This is a genomic window from Streptomyces sp. M41(2017) (assembly GCF_002078175.1).
In the GTDB taxonomy this organism is placed as follows: domain Bacteria; phylum Actinomycetota; class Actinomycetes; order Streptomycetales; family Streptomycetaceae; genus Streptomyces.
In genome coordinates this window covers 2,176,567-2,191,432 of the sequence record NZ_MWFK01000001.1, presented here as the reverse complement: position 1 = coordinate 2,191,432, position 14,866 = coordinate 2,176,567, and the positions used below count along the sequence as shown (strand labels likewise).

The following is a 14,866-nucleotide window of genomic DNA, read 5'->3' as shown; positions in this document are numbered from 1 at the left end:
TTACGAGGGCCCGCTCCCATCCCCGGGAGCGGGCCCTCGTGCGTCGTTAAGGTGAACCCATGAGTGCACCCTCCCGCTTCGACCGCGGCCACACCGACGACCTCATGTCCTTCCTCGCGGCCGGCCCGACGCCGTACCACGCCGTGGCGACCGCTGCCGAGCGGCTCGAGAAGGCCGGATTCCGTCAGGTCGCCGAGACCGACGCGTGGGACGCCACCAGTGGCGGCAAGTACGTGCTGCGCGGCGGCGCGATCGTCGCCTGGTACGTGCCGGAGGGCGCCGAGCCCCACACGCCGTTCCGGATCGTGGGTGCGCACACCGACTCCCCCAACCTGCGCGTCAAGCCGCTGCCCGACACCGGCGCGCACGGCTGGCGCCAGGTCGCCGTCGAGATCTACGGCGGCCCCCTGCTGAACTCCTGGCTCGACCGCGACCTGGGCCTCGCCGGACGCCTCTCCCTGCGCGACGGCTCCACCCGCCTCGTCAACATCGACCGGCCCCTGCTGCGCGTGCCACAGCTCGCCATCCACCTCGACCGGTCGGTGAGCACCGACGGCCTCAAGCTCGACAAGCAGCGCCACCTCCAGCCGATCTGGGGCCTCGGCGACCCCCGCGAGGGCGACCTGATCGCCTTCCTGGAGGACGAGGCGGGACTGCCCGCGGGCGAGGTCACCGGCTGGGACCTGATGACCCACTCCGTCGAGAGACCCGCCTACCTCGGCCGCGACAAGGAACTGCTCGCGGGCCCCCGGATGGACAACCTGCTGTCCGTGCACGCCGGCACCGCCGGCCTGGCCGCCGTCGCCACCACCGACACCGGCCTGTCGTACATCCCCGTCCTCGCCGCCTTCGACCACGAGGAGAACGGCTCGCAGAGCGACACCGGCGCCGACGGACCGCTCCTCGGCGGCGTGCTCGAACGGTCGGTCTTCGCCCGCGGCGGCTCCTACGAGGACCGGGCCCGCGCCTTCGCCGGCACCGTCTGCCTGTCCTCCGACACCGGCCACGCCGTGCACCCCAACTACGCCGAGCGGCACGACCCGACGCACCACCCGCGCGTCAACGGCGGCCCCATCCTCAAGGTGAACGTCAACAACCGCTACGCCACCGACGGTTCGGGCCGCGCCCTGTTCGCCGCCGCCTGCGAGAAGGCCGGCGTCCCCTTCCAGTCCTTCGTGTCCAACAACTCCATGCCCTGCGGCACCACGATCGGCCCCATCACGGCCGCCCGGCACGGCATCAGGACGGTCGACATCGGCGTGGCCATCCTCTCCATGCACAGCGCCCGCGAACTCTGCGGCGCCGACGACCCGTTCCTCCTGACGAACGCGCTGGTGGCGTTCCTGGAGGGATGACCCCCACCCCGTGTCACAGGCCGCCGCCCCGCGTCCGGGACCGGCGGCCTGTGACGTGAGCGCTCGCCTCCGCATGGCTCGCGGGGTCCCGGGTACCCGGAACAAGCCCCGAAAGACTCCGAGTTGCTACTTCAAGGAGGCGGACACCCATGGGCCTGGGCGGATGCATCATCCTGATCGCCGCAGGTGCGATCCTCACGTTCGCGACCGACTGGCACATGGCGGGGGTCAACCTCCACGTGGTCGGCGTGATCCTCATGATCGCCGGTCTGATCGGCGTGGCCACCTTCAGCAGCGTCGCCCGCCGGCGCCGCGTGGTCATGGAACCGACCAGCACCACCGTGGTGGAAGAGCGTCACCACCGCGGCGACGGCTACCACGACGGCTACGGCGTCTGACCGGAACGGGACGCCTCCGGGCGTCCGACCCGGTCCGACACCCACGGTCGGCAGGTCCGAACCGGACGGCCACGCCATCCGCTCCGGCCCTGCCGACCCGGCGTTCGCCGCCGCTCAGCCGTCCATTCCGGCGAGCACCAGAGGCAGGCGGTCCGCGCCGCCCTCGACGAGGCGGACCGGGACACCCCAGTCCTGCTGGTGGACATGGCAGGCGGGGTACTCGTTCGCCGGGTCGTCGTCGCAGGACGCGGCCATCGCCGAGACGTGCAGCACCCCCTCCTCGACGGCCGGGTTCAACTCGACGGACCGCGCGAGATCCGTCCCCGCCCCCTCACCGGCGAGGAGCAGCTCCGGCGGCGTCGCCGAGACGAGCAGCCGCGTGGACGGCCCGTACCGGGTGTCCAGCTTCTGCCCCGCCGGCGCCTGGAAGATGACGTCCAGCCGGACCGCGCCCGGGGTCACCTCGGTCGCCGCGCGCTGGGTGCGGTGGGCGACCGACTCCACCCGGACCGCCTCCTCGGGGAGCCGCAGCCGGGTCAGCCGGTGCCGGGCCGACTCCACCACCACGATGTCGTCCCCGACGAGCACCGCGTCGCTCGGCTCCCGCAGATCCGTGGCCAGCGTCGTCACCTCGCCCGTCGCCGGGTCGTACCGGCGCAGCGCGTGGTTGTACGTGTCGCTGACCGCGACCGAACCGTCCGGCAGTGCGGTCACGCCCAGCGGATGCTGGAGCAGCGCCTGGTCCGCGGCACCGTCGCGGTGACCGAAGTCGAAGAGACCGGTGCCGACCGCGGTGTGCACCGCCCCGTCCCGGTCGACCCAGCGCAGCGCCGACGTCTCGGAGTCCGCCAGCCACAGCCGCTCCTCGGTCGCGGCGAGCCCGGACGGCTGCGCGAACCAGGCCTCCGGGCCCGGCCCGTCCACCAGACCCTCGTTCGTCGTGCCCGCGACGACCCCGACCGTCTGAGTGGCCGGGTCGTACGCCCACAGCTGGTGGACACCGGCCATGGCGATCCAGACCCTGCCGCCGAAGAGGGCGACGTCCCACGGCGAGGAGAGGTCGACCTCGCGCGCGGGTCCCGAGGTCGGCGACCCCTGCCACCACTGGCGGCCGGTACCCGCGAGCGTGCCGACCTCGCCGGAGGCCAGATCGACCCGGCGCAGCGCGTGGTTCACCGTGTCCGCGACGACGACCGTGCCCTCGTCGAGCAGCGCGAGACCCTGCGGCTCGCTGAACCCGGCCGCGTCCGCCGGACCGTCAAGGAAGCCCCGGACGCCGGATCCGATCCGCCGGACCACCGTCTCGCCGTCCTCCGCCAGCTCCACCAGCTGATGCCGGGTGGTGTCGCTGACCAGCAGATTCCCGCTCGGCAGGGCCAGTGCCTTGCCGGGGAAGCGCAGCACGGTCGGTTCCGGCTCGGGCGCCACGTACGGCCCGTCACCGCGCCGCAGCGTGCCCTTCGCCCCGTGCTCGGCCTCCAGCTCCTCCACCAGCCGCTCGATCGCGTGGGCGTGCCCCTCACCGGCGTGCTGCGCGACGACGTACCCCTCGGGGTCGATCACGACGAGGGTCGGCCAGGCCCGCACGGCGTACTGCTTCCACGTCGCGAGCTCCGGGTCGTCGAGCACCGGATGCTCGACCCCGTACCGCTCCACGGCGTCGACGACGGCCTGGTGCTCCGCCTCGTGCACGAACTTCGGCGAGTGCACCCCGATGATCACCACGGTGTCCCGGTGCTTCTCCTCCAGCTCCCGCAGTTCGTCCAGGACGTGCAGGCAGTTGATGCAGCAGAAGGTCCAAAAATCCAGTACGACAATCCGACCACGCAGGTCGGCGAGGGTGTACTGCTGACCGCCCGTGTTCAGCCAGCCGCCCTTGCCGATCAGCTCGGGGGCACGGACACGGGCACGGCGGGAGGTGGGCGTCGGGGTGGACGTCGGGGCGGAGTCGTTCATGGATCAAGGGTGCCACCTGCCACGGACACTCGGTCGAGGGCCCGTGTCCCGCGGGCCCTGACCTCGCGCTGCGTCCCCCGCGAGCCCCCGCTCGCGCCCGTCCCTCTCAGCCCGTCGGCCTACCGACGGCGTTGCGTGGCGGTCGTCGGGGAACCGGTGAAGGCATGAGATACCTCGTGCGCGACCGGCTGCTCGGCTTCGGTGACGACTACTGGATCGAGGACGACCACGGCAACAAGGTCTTCCTCGTCGACGGCAAGGCGATGCGGCTGCGGGACACCTTCGAGCTGAAGGACACCCGCGGGCGCGTTCTGATCGACATCCACCAGAAGATGCTCGCGCTGCGCGACACGATGATCATCGAGCGGGACGGCGAACCGCTGGCGACCATCAAGCGCAAGCGCCTGTCCCTGCTCCGCAACCACTACCGGGTCGCCCTGGTCGACGGCACGGAACTCGACGTCAGCGGCAAGATCCTCGACCGTGAGTTCGCCATCGACTACGACAACGAGCTGCTGGCGCAGATCTCCCGGCGCTGGCTGCACCTCCGCGACACGTACGGCGTGGACGTCGTCCGGGAGGACGCCGACCAGGCACTGCTGATCGCGGTGGCGGTGTGCGTGATCCACCTGGCGGAGAAGGAGCGGGGGGACGACTGACAGCGGGCGGCGGGCAGGGCGGGCCCGGCCGAGGGTCAGCGGCGCGGCGGTTCGAGGCCCAGCATGCGGTCCTTGAGCGCCGGGAACTGTTCCCGGGTCGTCGCGACCTTCGCGGGGTCGAACTCCACCGTGAGGATCTCCTCACCGGAGCCTGCCTCGGCGAGGACCTCTCCCCACGGGTCGACGACGATCGAGTGTCCGGCCTGCGGAACTCCCGCGTGCGTACCGGCCGTTCCACAGGCGAGGACGTACGACTGGTTCTCGACGGCGCGTGCCTGGGCGAGCAGGGTCCAGTGGGCACGGCGCCGCTCGGGCCAGCCGGCCGGGACGACGAGGAGTTCCGCCCCCGCGTCGACCAGGCCGCGGAACAGCTCGGGGAAGCGGAGGTCGTAGCAGGTGGCGACGCCGATGACGGTCTGCGGGAGCCCGACCGTCACCAGTTCGCCGCCCGCCGCCATCAGGACGGCCTCGCCCTTGTCGAAGCCGAAGCGGTGGATCTTCCGGTAGGCGGCGACGCGGTCACCGGAGGGGGAGTAGACGAGGGAGGTGTTGTAGAGGGGGGTCTCGCCGGGGGAGCCGTCGGAGGGGGCCCGCTCGGGGATCGAGCCCGCGTGCAGCCAGACGCCCGCGTCGCTCGCCGCCTTGGCCATCGCCTCGTGCGTCGGGCCGTCGAGCGGTTCGGCCTCGGCCGCGAACTCCTCGTAGGCGAAGGCACCCGTGGTCCACAGCTCGGGGAGCACGACGAGATCGACTCCGGCCTGATCTCGTACCAGATCTGCCACACGACGCCGGCGTGCGGCGACCGATTCGTCGTCGTTTACGTCGATCTGGAGGAGAGAGGCGCGCACACTACCACCGTCCTGGCATTCGAGCCGTCGATACGGGCCTACGATCGTCACACGAAAGCACTGCCGGGGTGCCTCACAGCAGCGTAACTTAGCGTCCCAAGACACCCGCTGCCTGTGCACTGCCCGCGTCCAACCGCCCGAGGGGTCCCGTTCCGTGAGTCTGCATCCCAGCCTTCAGTCCTACGCCGACGCCTGGACCCACTCGATCGATGCGATATCCGAGCTGGTGCAGCCGCTTGTGGAGGGTGAGTGGAACCGGCGGACTCCCTGCCCGGGATGGTCGGTCCGTGACATCGTCTCGCATGTCATCGGGCTGGACTGCGAGATGCTCGGCGACCCGCGGCCGATCCACACGCTCCCCCGCGACCTCTACCACGTGTCGAACGAGCACCAGCGGTACATGGAGATGCAGGTCGACGTGCGCCGTCACCACACGGCGCCGGAGATGACCTCCGAGCTGGAGTACACGGTCATCCGCCGCAACCGCCAGCTGCGGAACGAGACGCGGCAGCCCGACGCCAAGGTGCGCGGCCCGCTCGGTACCGAGGTCACGCTCGAACAGGCCATGCGCAACCGCGCGTTCGACGTGTGGGTGCACGAGCAGGATCTGCGCGTCACCCTGGGGCAGCCGGGGAATCTCGACTCCCCCGGTTCGCTGATCGTGCGGGACGACCTGCTGGCGGCGCTTCCGAAGGTGGTCGCCAAGGACGCCGGGGCGCCGGCCAACTCCGCGGTGGTCTTCGACGTGCACGGACCCGTGGAGTTCCTCCGTACGGTCCGGATCGACGCGGACGGGCGCGGTTCGATAGACGGTGCGCCCTCCCTCGGTCCCGCCGCGAGCCTCTCGCTGGACTGGGAGACCTACGTCCGTCTCGCCTGTGGCCGGGTGACCGCGGACGCGGTGGCCGACCGGATCAAGACCGAGGGCGACCCCGAGCTGACGGCGGCGATCCTGCGCAACTTCACGGTCACGCCGTAGCCGTTCGGACCACGGGGCCGTCCGGACGGGCGGACGGCGGGCGGGACAGTAGGGCCAGTGCGGGCGGGCCCCGTGCCGGGAGGCGGCACAGGGCCCTGAGGCGTCCCGCGTCCCGTGACTACGCCGGCACGTGCACCGTCTCCACCCGGCTCGCCACCAGCCGTTCCCGCTCGCGGCGGGCCGCCTGGCCGCGCAGCCGGAAGATCTGGCTGAGGCCGAGCGCCTGCAGGACGAACACCGCGGCGAAGGCGATGCGGTAGTTGTCACCGGTGGCGTCGAGCAGCACGCCGACGGCCAGCAGGGTGGTCATCGAGGCGACGAAACCGCCCATGTTGGTGATCCCGGAGGCCGTGCCCTGACGCTCCGGCGGGTTCGCGGGGCGGGCGAAGTCGAAGCCGAGCATCGAGGCGGGTCCGCAGGCCCCGAGGACGGTGCACAGCACGATCAGGGTCCACATCGGCGCGTGTTCGCCGGGGTACACCAGCACCGTGGCCCACACGACCGCCGTCGCCGCGACGGTGCCGAGCGCCAGCGGCAGCCGCGCCTGGTGGTGCCGGGCGACGATCTGGCCGTAGACGAGTCCGACGACCATGTTGGACAGGACGACGAGGGTGAGCAGTTCACCGGCGGTGGCCCGGGAGAGTCCCTGGGCCTGGACGAGGAACGGCAGCCCCCACAGCAGCAGGAACACCATCGCGGGGAACTGCGTGGTGAAGTGCACCCACATGCCGAGCCGGGTGCCGGGTTCCCGCCAGGACGCTGCGATCTGCCGACGGACGTACGCGGCGCCGCGGTGCGGGAACGGTTCGGGCTCGTGCCCCTCGGGGTGGTCCTTCAGGAAGAGCAGCAGCAGGACGAGGACGACGACACCGGCGGCCGCGCTGCCGGCGAACGCCGCGGTCCAGCCCACGCCGTGGAGCAGGCGGGCGATGACGAGCGTCGACACGAGGTTGCCGGCCATGCCGACCAGGCCCGCGAGTTGGGCGACGAGGGGGCCTCGGCGGGCGGGGAACCACCGGGTGCCGAGCCGCAGCACGCTGATGAAGGTCATCGCGTCACCGCAGCCGAGCAGCGCGCGCGAGGCGAGCGCCATGCCGTACGAGGAGGAGAAGGCGAAGCCCAGCTGTCCCGCCGTGAACAGCAGGACGCCGATGGTCAGCACCTTCTTGGTGCCGAGCCGGTCGACGAGGAGTCCGACCGGTATCTGCATGCCCGCGTAGACGAGGAGCTGGAGGATGGAGAAGGTGGACAGGGCGGAGGCGCCCACGTGGAAGCGGTCAGCCGCGTCGAGCCCGGCCACGCCGAGGGACGTGCGGAAGATGACGGCGACGAAGTAGACCGCGACGCCGATGCTCCAGACGGCGATGGCGCGCCGGCCGCCGGGCGGGTCGCCGGGCAGCGTGGCCGAGGAGCTCATCGGACCTCGCCCCGGGCGAGGTTGGAGAACCAGCTGACGTGTCCGTGGATCAGGCCGACGACCGCGTCGGCGTCGCCGGAGCGCAGTGCCTGGAGGATCTGCTCGTGCTCGGTGAGGGTCTTGGTGATCCGGTCGGGGTGGGCGTGCATCACGGCGACTCCCATCCTCAACTGGCGGTCGCGGAGCTGGTCGTAGAGGCGGGAGAGGATCTCGTTCCCGCCGCTGCGGACGATCTCGGCGTGGAAGCAGCGGTCGGTGACCGCGGCGGCGGCCAGGTCTCCGGCCGCGGCCTGCTCCTTCTGCTGGGCGAGCAGTTCTTCGAGGCGGGCGATGAGCCGCGGCGACGCCGGTACGGCCTTGCGGGCGGCGTGCTCCTCGACGAGCTGACGGGTCTCGACCACGTCCGCGATCTCCTGGGCGGAGACGGGCAGGACGAGTGCGCCCTTCTTCGGGTAGAGCCTGATGAGGCCTTCGACCTCGAGGCGGAGCAGGGCCTCGCGGACCGGGGTGCGCGAGACGCCCACCGCGTCGGCGAGTTCGCCCTCGGTGAGCAGGGTGCCGCCCTCGTAACGGCGTTCCAGGACGCCCTGCTTGACGTGTGCGTAGACGCGGTCGGCGGCGGGCGGCTGCTTCACGGGCTGTCGCGCCGGGGCAGGTGGGGCTGAAGGCATGCGCACATCATAGATACAACACGTACGCATGACGGCCCGAGTTCCAGCATGCGGACCCCGCCCGGCACTTGATGTAACGCAGGTCACATGAACTTCACCGTTTCGCCGTACATCCCTTTGCCGTTCTGGGGAGTCGGTACACCAGACGGCATTGTCATGTGCCGTTCTCCCAGGGGCATTTCGCGCATACGGAGCGTTCATTTTGATTACCGGCATTAAGGGCACGCGTTTCCGCAGGGCCGCCGCTGTGACCGTCACCACCGGCGCCGTGCTGGCCACCGGAGCCTTCGGGGCAGCACCCGCCGGCGCCGTCGCCACCCCCACGATCGCCGCCAAGGGCGGCTACGTGATGAACAACGGCACCGCCAAGACCCTCTACACCAAGGCCGCGGACACCCGGCGTTCCACGGGCTCCACGACCAAGATCATGACCGCCAAGGTGGTGTTGGCCCAGCCGAACCTGAACCTGGACGCCAAGGTCACCATCCAGAAGGCCTACAGCGACTACGTCGTCGCCAACAACGCCTCGCAGGCGCACCTCATCGTCGGCGACAAGGTCACCGTCCGCCAGCTCCTCTACGGTCTGATGCTCCCCTCGGGCTGCGACGCCGCCTACGCGCTGGCCGACAAGTTCGGATCGGGTTCGACCCGTGCCGCCCGCGTGAAGTCGTTCATCGGCAAGATGAACTCCGCCGCGTCGAGCCTGCACCTGACGAACACGCACTTCGACTCGTTCGACGGCATCGGCAACGGCTCCAACTACTCGACGCCGCGCGACCTGACGAAGATCGCCAGCAGCGCGATGAAGAGCTCCACGTTCAAGTCGATCGTGAAGACGAAGTCGTACTCCGCGAAGACCGTCACGAAGACCGGCACCACCCGCACCATGGCCGCGTGGACCAACACCAACGGTCTGCTCAGCAGCTACAGCGGCACCATCGGCGTGAAGACCGGCTCCGGCCCCGAGGCGAAGTACTGCCTCGTCTTCGCCGCCACCCGCAACGGCAAGACCGTCATCGGCACGGTCCTCGCCTCGACGTCCATCCCGGCTCGTGAGTCGGACGCGAAGAAGCTCATGAGCTACGCCTTCGCCAAGTAGTCACGCGTGCGGGGCCGATGGTCCCGCGCACGGGAAGGGGCCTGCCGCGCCATCGCGCGGCAGGCCCCTTCCGTTCGTCCTGCGGGCTACGCCCAGGTGATCAGCCGCTTGGGCTGCTCCAGGATCGCCGCCGTGTCGGCCAGCACCCGGGAGCCCAGCTCCCCGTCGACCAGACGGTGGTCGAACGAGAGCGCCAGCGTGGTGACCTGACGGGGCTTCACCTTGCCCTTGTGCACCCAGGGCTGCGGCTTGATCGCGCCGACCGCGAGGATCGCGGACTCGCCCGGGTTCAGGATCGGCGTGCCCGTGTCGACGCCGAACACGCCGACGTTGGTGATCGTCACGGTGCCGCCCTGCATCGCGGCGGGGGACGTCTTCCCCTCACGGGCGGTCGCCACCAGGGCGCCCAGCTCCTCCGCCAACTGCGGCAGGGTCTTGTCGTGCGCGTCCTTGATGTTCGGCACGATCAGACCGCGGGGCGTGGCGGCGGCGATGCCCAGGTTCACGTAGTGCTTCTGGACGATCTCCTGATGCGCCTCGTCCCAGGACGCGTTGATCCCGGGGTTGCGCTTGATCGCGACCAGCAGGGCCTTGGCGATGAGCAGCAGCGGGTTCACCCGCAGCCCCTGCATGTCCTTGTCCTGCTTGAGCTCCTCGACCAGGCGCATCGTGCGCGTCACGTCGAGCGTCACGAACTCGGTGACGTGCGGCGCGGTGAACGCCGAACCGACCATCGCGGCGGCCGTCGCCTTGCGGACGCCCTTGACCGGGACGCGGGTCTCCCGCGCGCCGTCGTACGACGCGGCCGGAGCCGGCGCCTGGACGCGGGCCGGGGCCTCCACGGTGGCCTGCGGAGCCGGCACGGCGGCCGGAGCCGGTGCCTGCGCCGGGGCCACCGCCGCGTGCACGTCCTCCCGCGTGATGATGCCGTCCGGACCGGACGGGGTGATCGTCGCCAGATCGACCCCGAGATCCTTGGCGAGCTTACGGACCGGCGGCTTGGCCAGGGGGCGCTGCGCGGGGGCGGCGCCGTGGCCGTTCAGCTCGGCCTGGAGCGCGGTGGCCGCGTAGAGCGTCTCGCCCTGCTGGGCCGGGACCTCGACGCCCTTGCGGGCGCGGCGCTTGGTGGAGGACTCCGCCACGCCGTACCCGACGAGGACGGGCTTGCGCCCTTCGGGCTTGGCCTCCTCGGCGGGAGCGGGCCGCGCGGACGGCGCGGCCACGGCTTCCGCGGCGGGCGCCGCGGGTGCGGCGGCTCCGCCGGACACGTCCACCGCGATGATCACCTGGCCGACGTCCACCGTCGTGCCCTCGGGGAAGTGCAGCGCGTGCACCACTCCGTCGAAGGGGATCGGCAGCTCGACCGCCGCCTTCGCGGTCTCGACCTCGCAGACGACCTGGCCGTCGGTGACGGTGTCACCGGGCTGGACGTACCACTTGAGGATCTCCGCCTCGGTGAGTCCCTCGCCCACATCGGGCATCTTGAACTCGCGGAGTCCCGACGCGTTCTCAGTCATCGTCGTCACGACCCTCTCCTCAGTACGCCAGCGAGCGGTCGACGGCGTCGAGCACCCGGTCCAGGCCCGGAAGGTACTCCTCTTCCAGGCGTGCCGGCGGGTACGGGACGTGATAGCCGCCGACGCGCAGGACGGGCGCCTCCAGGTGGTAGAAGCACCGCTCGGTGATGCGGGCCGCGATCTCCGCGCCCGTGCCGAGGAACACCGGGGCCTCGTGCACCACGACCAGGTGACGGGTCTTCTCGACCGACGCCTGGACGGAGTCGAAGTCGATGGGGGACATCGAGCGCAGGTCCAGGACCTCGATCGACTTGCCCTCCTCCTGGGCGGCCGCGGCGGCCTCCAGGCAGACCTTCACCATCGGGCCGTAGGCGACGAGGGTCAGGTCGCTGCCCTCGCGCACCACGGTCGCCTTGTGGAGCGGTCCGGGGATGGCGTCGTCCGCGTCGGAGCCGCTCGTGGACCAGGTGACCTCGCCCTTGTCCCAGTAGCGCCGCTTCGGCTCGAAGAAGATCACCGGGTCGTCGCTCTGGATGGCCTGCTGCATCATCCAGAAGGCGTCCGAGGCGTTCGACGGCGAGACGACCTTGAGGCCGGCGACGTGCGCGAACAGCGCCTCGGGGGACTCCGAGTGGTGCTCGACGGCGCCGATGCCGCCGCCGTACGGGATGCGGACGACGACGGGGAGCTTGATCTTGCCCAGTGCGCGCGCGTGCATCTTGGCGAGCTGCGTGACGATCTGGTCGTAGGCCGGGAAGACGAAGCCGTCGAACTGGATCTCCACCACCGGGCGGTACCCGCGCAGGGCCAGACCGATCGCGGTGCCGACGATGCCCGACTCGGCGAGCGGGGTGTCGATGACCCGCTCCTCGCCGAAGTCCTTCTGGAGCCCGTCGGTGACACGGAAGACACCGCCGAGCTTGCCGACGTCCTCACCCATGATCAGGACCTTGGGGTCGGACTCCATGGCCCTGCGCAACGACTCGTTGATCGCCTTGGCGAGCGCAACCTTTTCCACGGCCATGTCAGTTACCCCCCTCGTCCACGAACGACGCCTGGTAGGCGGCGAACTGGGCTCGCTCCTCGTCGACGAGCGCGTGCCCGTCCGCGTACGCGTGCTCGAAGATGGCGAGGCTGTCCGGGTCCGGCATGGCCCGCACGGCGTCGCGTACTCGTTTGCCCAACGTCTCGCTCTCGGCCTCGAGTTCCGCGAAGAATCCCTCGTCCGCGTGGTGTGCGGCCTCCAGGTACGTGCGCAGGCGCAGGATCGGGTCCTTCGCCTCCCACGCCTCGCGCTCCTCGTCGGCCCGGTACTTGGTCGGGTCGTCGGAGGTGGTGTGCGCGCCCATCCGGTAGGTGAAGGCCTCGACGAGGGTGGGGCCCTCGCCCGAACGGGCCCGCTCCAGCGCCCAGCGGGTCACAGCGAGGCTCGCGAGCACGTCGTTGCCGTCCACGCGCACGCCGGGGAAGCCGAAGCCCTGCGCGCGCTGGTAGAGCGGCACGCGCATCTGGCGTTCGGTCGGCTCGGAGATCGCCCACTGGTTGTTCTGGCAGAAGAACACGACGGGCGCGTTGTAGACCGCCCCGAAGTTGAAGGCCTCCAGGACGTCGCCCTGGCTGGAGGCGCCGTCACCGAAGTACGCGATCACGGCCGAGTCCGCGCCGTCCTTGGCGACGCCCATGGCGTAGCCGGTGGCGTGCAGCGTCTGCGAGCCGATGACGATCGTGTACAGGTGGAAGTTGTTGCTGTTCGGGTCCCAGCCGCCGTTGTTCACGCCGCGGAACATGCCGAGCAGGTTCGTCGGGTCGACCCCGCGGCACCAGGCGACGCCGTGCTCGCGGTAGGTCGGGAAGACGTAGTCGTCGTCGCGGGTGGCGCGGCCCGAACCGATCTGGGCGGCCTCCTGGCCGAGCATCGAGGCCCACAGGCCCAGCTCGCCCTGACGCTGCAGGGACGTCGCCTCCGCGTCGAAGCGGCGGCTCAGGACCATGTCCCGGTACAGCCCGCGCAGGTCCTCGGAGGTGATGTCGGCGATGTACGGGTCGTACGTGGCGTCCTGGACGCGCTCGCCCTCCGGGGTCAGCAGCTGAACGAGCTCCGGCTCGCCGCCCGACGCCCCCGGGGACTTCTTGGCGGCCGCGCCGGTGCGCTTGCTCGCGGCGCTCTTGGTACCGGTCGTACTGGCGCTCGCGGCGCTCTTCGTACCGGCGCTGCGTCGCGGCTTGCGCGCGGCAGTGCTCTCCACGGTCACGTGTGCTCCTCCGTCGGTCCGGCCCCCGGGATTGCCGGAAGGCTGGGGTCCCCCTCGCCCGCTTTTTGGGCTCGGGGGATCGGCTCGCCTGTTCCGGCACCCGTGCACGGGGTGGGTGCCACTCGGCCGGGAACAGGCGTGACAGGTGCCCCGGCGAGCGCCCTGCACAAGTCACGTTACCCAGTGCTTCACAATTCTGTGAAACCTATCCTGACCTGCGATTTTGATTGGAAATCCAAGTACTTCGAAACGTGGATTTCCTAGTAAACCGCGCCGGTCGGGAACACTCGCTGGTCACAGCACTGGTCACAGCCTTGCAGGGGGCCGGAACACCGGCACGTTATCCCGGCCACCCCGGGCACGGGAAGAGTTCACCCGAGGGCAATGGCCATGATCGTGTGTGACACTGACACCGTGCCGGAAAACGGGAAAATCAGCGTATTTCTCCTCGATGATCATGAAGTGGTCCGCCGCGGGGTCCACGAACTGCTCTCGGTCGAGGACGACATCGAGGTGGTCGGCGAGGCGGGAACGGCGGCCGACGCGCTGGCCCGCATCCCGGCGACCCGCCCGGACGTGGCCGTCCTCGACGTCCGCCTTCCCGACGGCAGCGGCGTGGAGGTCTGCCGCGAGATCCGCTCCGCGCACGAGGACATCAAGTGTCTGATGCTGACCTCGTTCTCCGACGACGAGGCCCTGTTCGACGCGATCATGGCGGGCGCCTCGGGCTACGTCCTCAAGGACATCCGGGGCAACGAGCTGCTCGCGGCCGTCCGGGACGTGGCGGCCGGAAAGTCCCTGCTCGACCCGGTGGCCACCGCCCGCGTCCTGGAGCGGCTGCGGGACGGCGGGGCCCCCAAGGGCGACGGAAAACTGGAACGGCTCACGGACCAGGAGCGCAGGATCCTCGACCTGATCGGTGAGGGGCTCACCAATCGCGTGATCGGGGAAAGACTGCACCTCGCCGAGAAAACGATCAAGAATTACGTGTCGAGCCTGCTGTCCAAGCTGGGAATGGAACGCCGGTCGCAGGCGGCCGCCTATGTGGCGCGCATGCAGGCGGAACAGCAACAGCGCTGACCGGCGGGGAAGACGGCCCTTTAGGGACTTAAGGCCCCTCCTCGCAGGGCGGGTGCCCCTTTTCCCCGCCCGGCCGGTCCCGGACATTGGGGTCATGCCCACCGACGAACGTCCGGACCACCGGCGGCACGCCGACGAGCGGCTCGCCGTGGAACTGATCGCCCGCACCGACTACGGCCGGGTGGCCACCAGCATGCGCGCGATGCCCTTCCTCGCGTTCGCCCGCCACATCGTCGTGGACGGCCGCGTCCTGCTGCGCATGCCTCTGAACTGCGGCTATCACCTCGCGTGCGCCGGCAGTGTCGTCGCGTACGGCACCGACAACCTGAGCTGCGCGCGGCGCGGCGAGGGTCTGTGGTCCGTGCAGATCGTGGGCCGGTGCGAGCCGGTCGAGCCGACCGCCGCCGAACTGGAACTGTTCGGCCCCGCGCCGCCGCTCGTCGACGGCGCCCCCTACGAGCCGGTCTATCTCTGCATCGAGCCGCAGTTCGCGAGCGTCAACTCGACGGACGGCGACGCGGGAGGGCACCTGAGCCCCGTCCTGTGACGGCCGGCCCGCCCCTGTGGCCCCGTGGCTCCCCGGTGACACAGACACGCGCGCGTGGAGCCCTTCCCGGGCTCCACGCGCGCGTGCT

14 protein-coding genes are annotated in these 14,866 nt (G+C 70.7%); 7 read left to right on the top strand and 7 right to left on the bottom strand.

All coding sequences use genetic code 11. From position 1 onward, the window contains the following. Positions 1 to 59: 59 nt before the first annotated feature. Together B0675_RS09620 and B0675_RS09615 are read left to right on the top strand one after the other, a co-directional pair. Positions 60 to 1,355 (top strand): M18 family aminopeptidase, encoded by a 1,296-nt coding sequence (locus B0675_RS09620; protein ID WP_081218406.1) that lies wholly within the window; start codon positions 60 to 62, stop codon positions 1,353 to 1,355. A 149-nt stretch (positions 1,356 to 1,504) separates the two neighbouring features. Further along, positions 1,505 to 1,753, top strand: coding sequence for a DUF6458 family protein (locus B0675_RS09615; RefSeq protein WP_081218405.1), 249 nt, complete (start codon positions 1,505 to 1,507; stop codon positions 1,751 to 1,753). 114 nt (positions 1,754 to 1,867) lie between these two features. Here the strand turns inward: B0675_RS09615 and B0675_RS09610 are convergent, their stop codons facing one another. Continuing rightward, positions 1,868 to 3,709 carry an NHL domain-containing thioredoxin family protein gene (locus B0675_RS09610; RefSeq protein ID WP_081218404.1) on the bottom strand — a complete coding sequence of 614 codons (1,842 nt, stop codon included), beginning with the start codon at positions 3,707 to 3,709 and terminating at the stop codon, positions 1,868 to 1,870. A 164-nt stretch (positions 3,710 to 3,873) separates the two neighbouring features. Between B0675_RS09610 and B0675_RS09605 the strand changes: the two genes are divergently transcribed. Beyond that, entirely contained in the window at positions 3,874 to 4,368 is a 495-nt protein-coding gene (locus B0675_RS09605; protein WP_081218403.1) for an LURP-one-related family protein, read from the top strand. A gap of 35 nt (positions 4,369 to 4,403) precedes the next feature. Here the strand turns inward: B0675_RS09605 and B0675_RS09600 are convergent, their stop codons facing one another. Next, positions 4,404 to 5,216, bottom strand: coding sequence for a carbon-nitrogen family hydrolase (locus B0675_RS09600; protein ID WP_081218402.1), 813 nt, complete (start codon positions 5,214 to 5,216; stop codon positions 4,404 to 4,406). A 154-nt stretch (positions 5,217 to 5,370) separates the two neighbouring features. Between B0675_RS09600 and B0675_RS09595 the strand changes: the two genes are divergently transcribed. Then, positions 5,371 to 6,195: a maleylpyruvate isomerase family mycothiol-dependent enzyme gene (locus B0675_RS09595; protein WP_081218401.1), complete on the top strand. Its 825-nt coding sequence runs from the start codon at positions 5,371 to 5,373 to the stop codon at positions 6,193 to 6,195. A gap of 118 nt (positions 6,196 to 6,313) precedes the next feature. Here B0675_RS09595 and B0675_RS09590 read toward each other — a convergent pair whose 3' ends face one another. Next, on the bottom strand, positions 6,314 to 7,612 hold the full coding sequence (locus tag B0675_RS09590) for an MFS transporter (RefSeq protein WP_081218400.1): 1,299 nt from the start codon (positions 7,610 to 7,612) through the stop codon (positions 6,314 to 6,316). Then, entirely contained in the window at positions 7,609 to 8,283 is a 675-nt protein-coding gene (locus tag B0675_RS09585) for a GntR family transcriptional regulator (protein ID WP_081218399.1), read from the bottom strand. Before B0675_RS09585 ends, B0675_RS09590 begins: the two co-directional genes overlap by 4 nt. Positions 8,284 to 8,485: 202 nt before the next feature. Between B0675_RS09585 and B0675_RS09580 the strand changes: the two genes are divergently transcribed. After that, on the top strand, positions 8,486 to 9,382 hold the full coding sequence (locus B0675_RS09580) for a D-alanyl-D-alanine carboxypeptidase (protein WP_081218398.1): 897 nt from the start codon (positions 8,486 to 8,488) through the stop codon (positions 9,380 to 9,382). A gap of 86 nt (positions 9,383 to 9,468) precedes the next feature. Here the strand turns inward: B0675_RS09580 and B0675_RS09575 are convergent, their stop codons facing one another. Genes B0675_RS09575 through pdhA form a run of 3 tightly spaced genes read right to left on the bottom strand, consistent with a single transcriptional unit; the run spans position 9,469 to position 13,151 of the window. Beyond that, positions 9,469 to 10,908: a dihydrolipoamide acetyltransferase family protein gene (locus B0675_RS09575; RefSeq protein WP_081218397.1), complete on the bottom strand. Its 1,440-nt coding sequence runs from the start codon at positions 10,906 to 10,908 to the stop codon at positions 9,469 to 9,471. Positions 10,909 to 10,918: 10 nt separating this feature from the next. Further along, a complete protein-coding gene (locus B0675_RS09570; protein WP_081218396.1) occupies positions 10,919 to 11,923 on the bottom strand; it encodes an alpha-ketoacid dehydrogenase subunit beta in 1,005 nt (334 codons plus the stop codon). A gap of 1 nt (position 11,924) precedes the next feature. After that, positions 11,925 to 13,151 (bottom strand): pyruvate dehydrogenase (acetyl-transferring) E1 component subunit alpha, encoded by a 1,227-nt coding sequence (gene pdhA, locus B0675_RS09565; RefSeq protein WP_081218395.1) that lies wholly within the window; start codon positions 13,149 to 13,151, stop codon positions 11,925 to 11,927. 414 nt (positions 13,152 to 13,565) lie between these two features. Between pdhA and B0675_RS09560 the strand changes: the two genes are divergently transcribed. After that, positions 13,566 to 14,231 carry a response regulator transcription factor gene (locus B0675_RS09560; RefSeq protein WP_081221688.1) on the top strand — a complete coding sequence of 222 codons (666 nt, stop codon included), beginning with the start codon at positions 13,566 to 13,568 and terminating at the stop codon, positions 14,229 to 14,231. A 94-nt stretch (positions 14,232 to 14,325) separates the two neighbouring features. Beyond that, positions 14,326 to 14,778, top strand: a complete 453-nt coding sequence (locus B0675_RS09555; protein WP_081218394.1) for a pyridoxamine 5'-phosphate oxidase family protein — start codon at positions 14,326 to 14,328, stop codon at positions 14,776 to 14,778. Positions 14,779 to 14,866 lie beyond the last annotated feature (88 nt).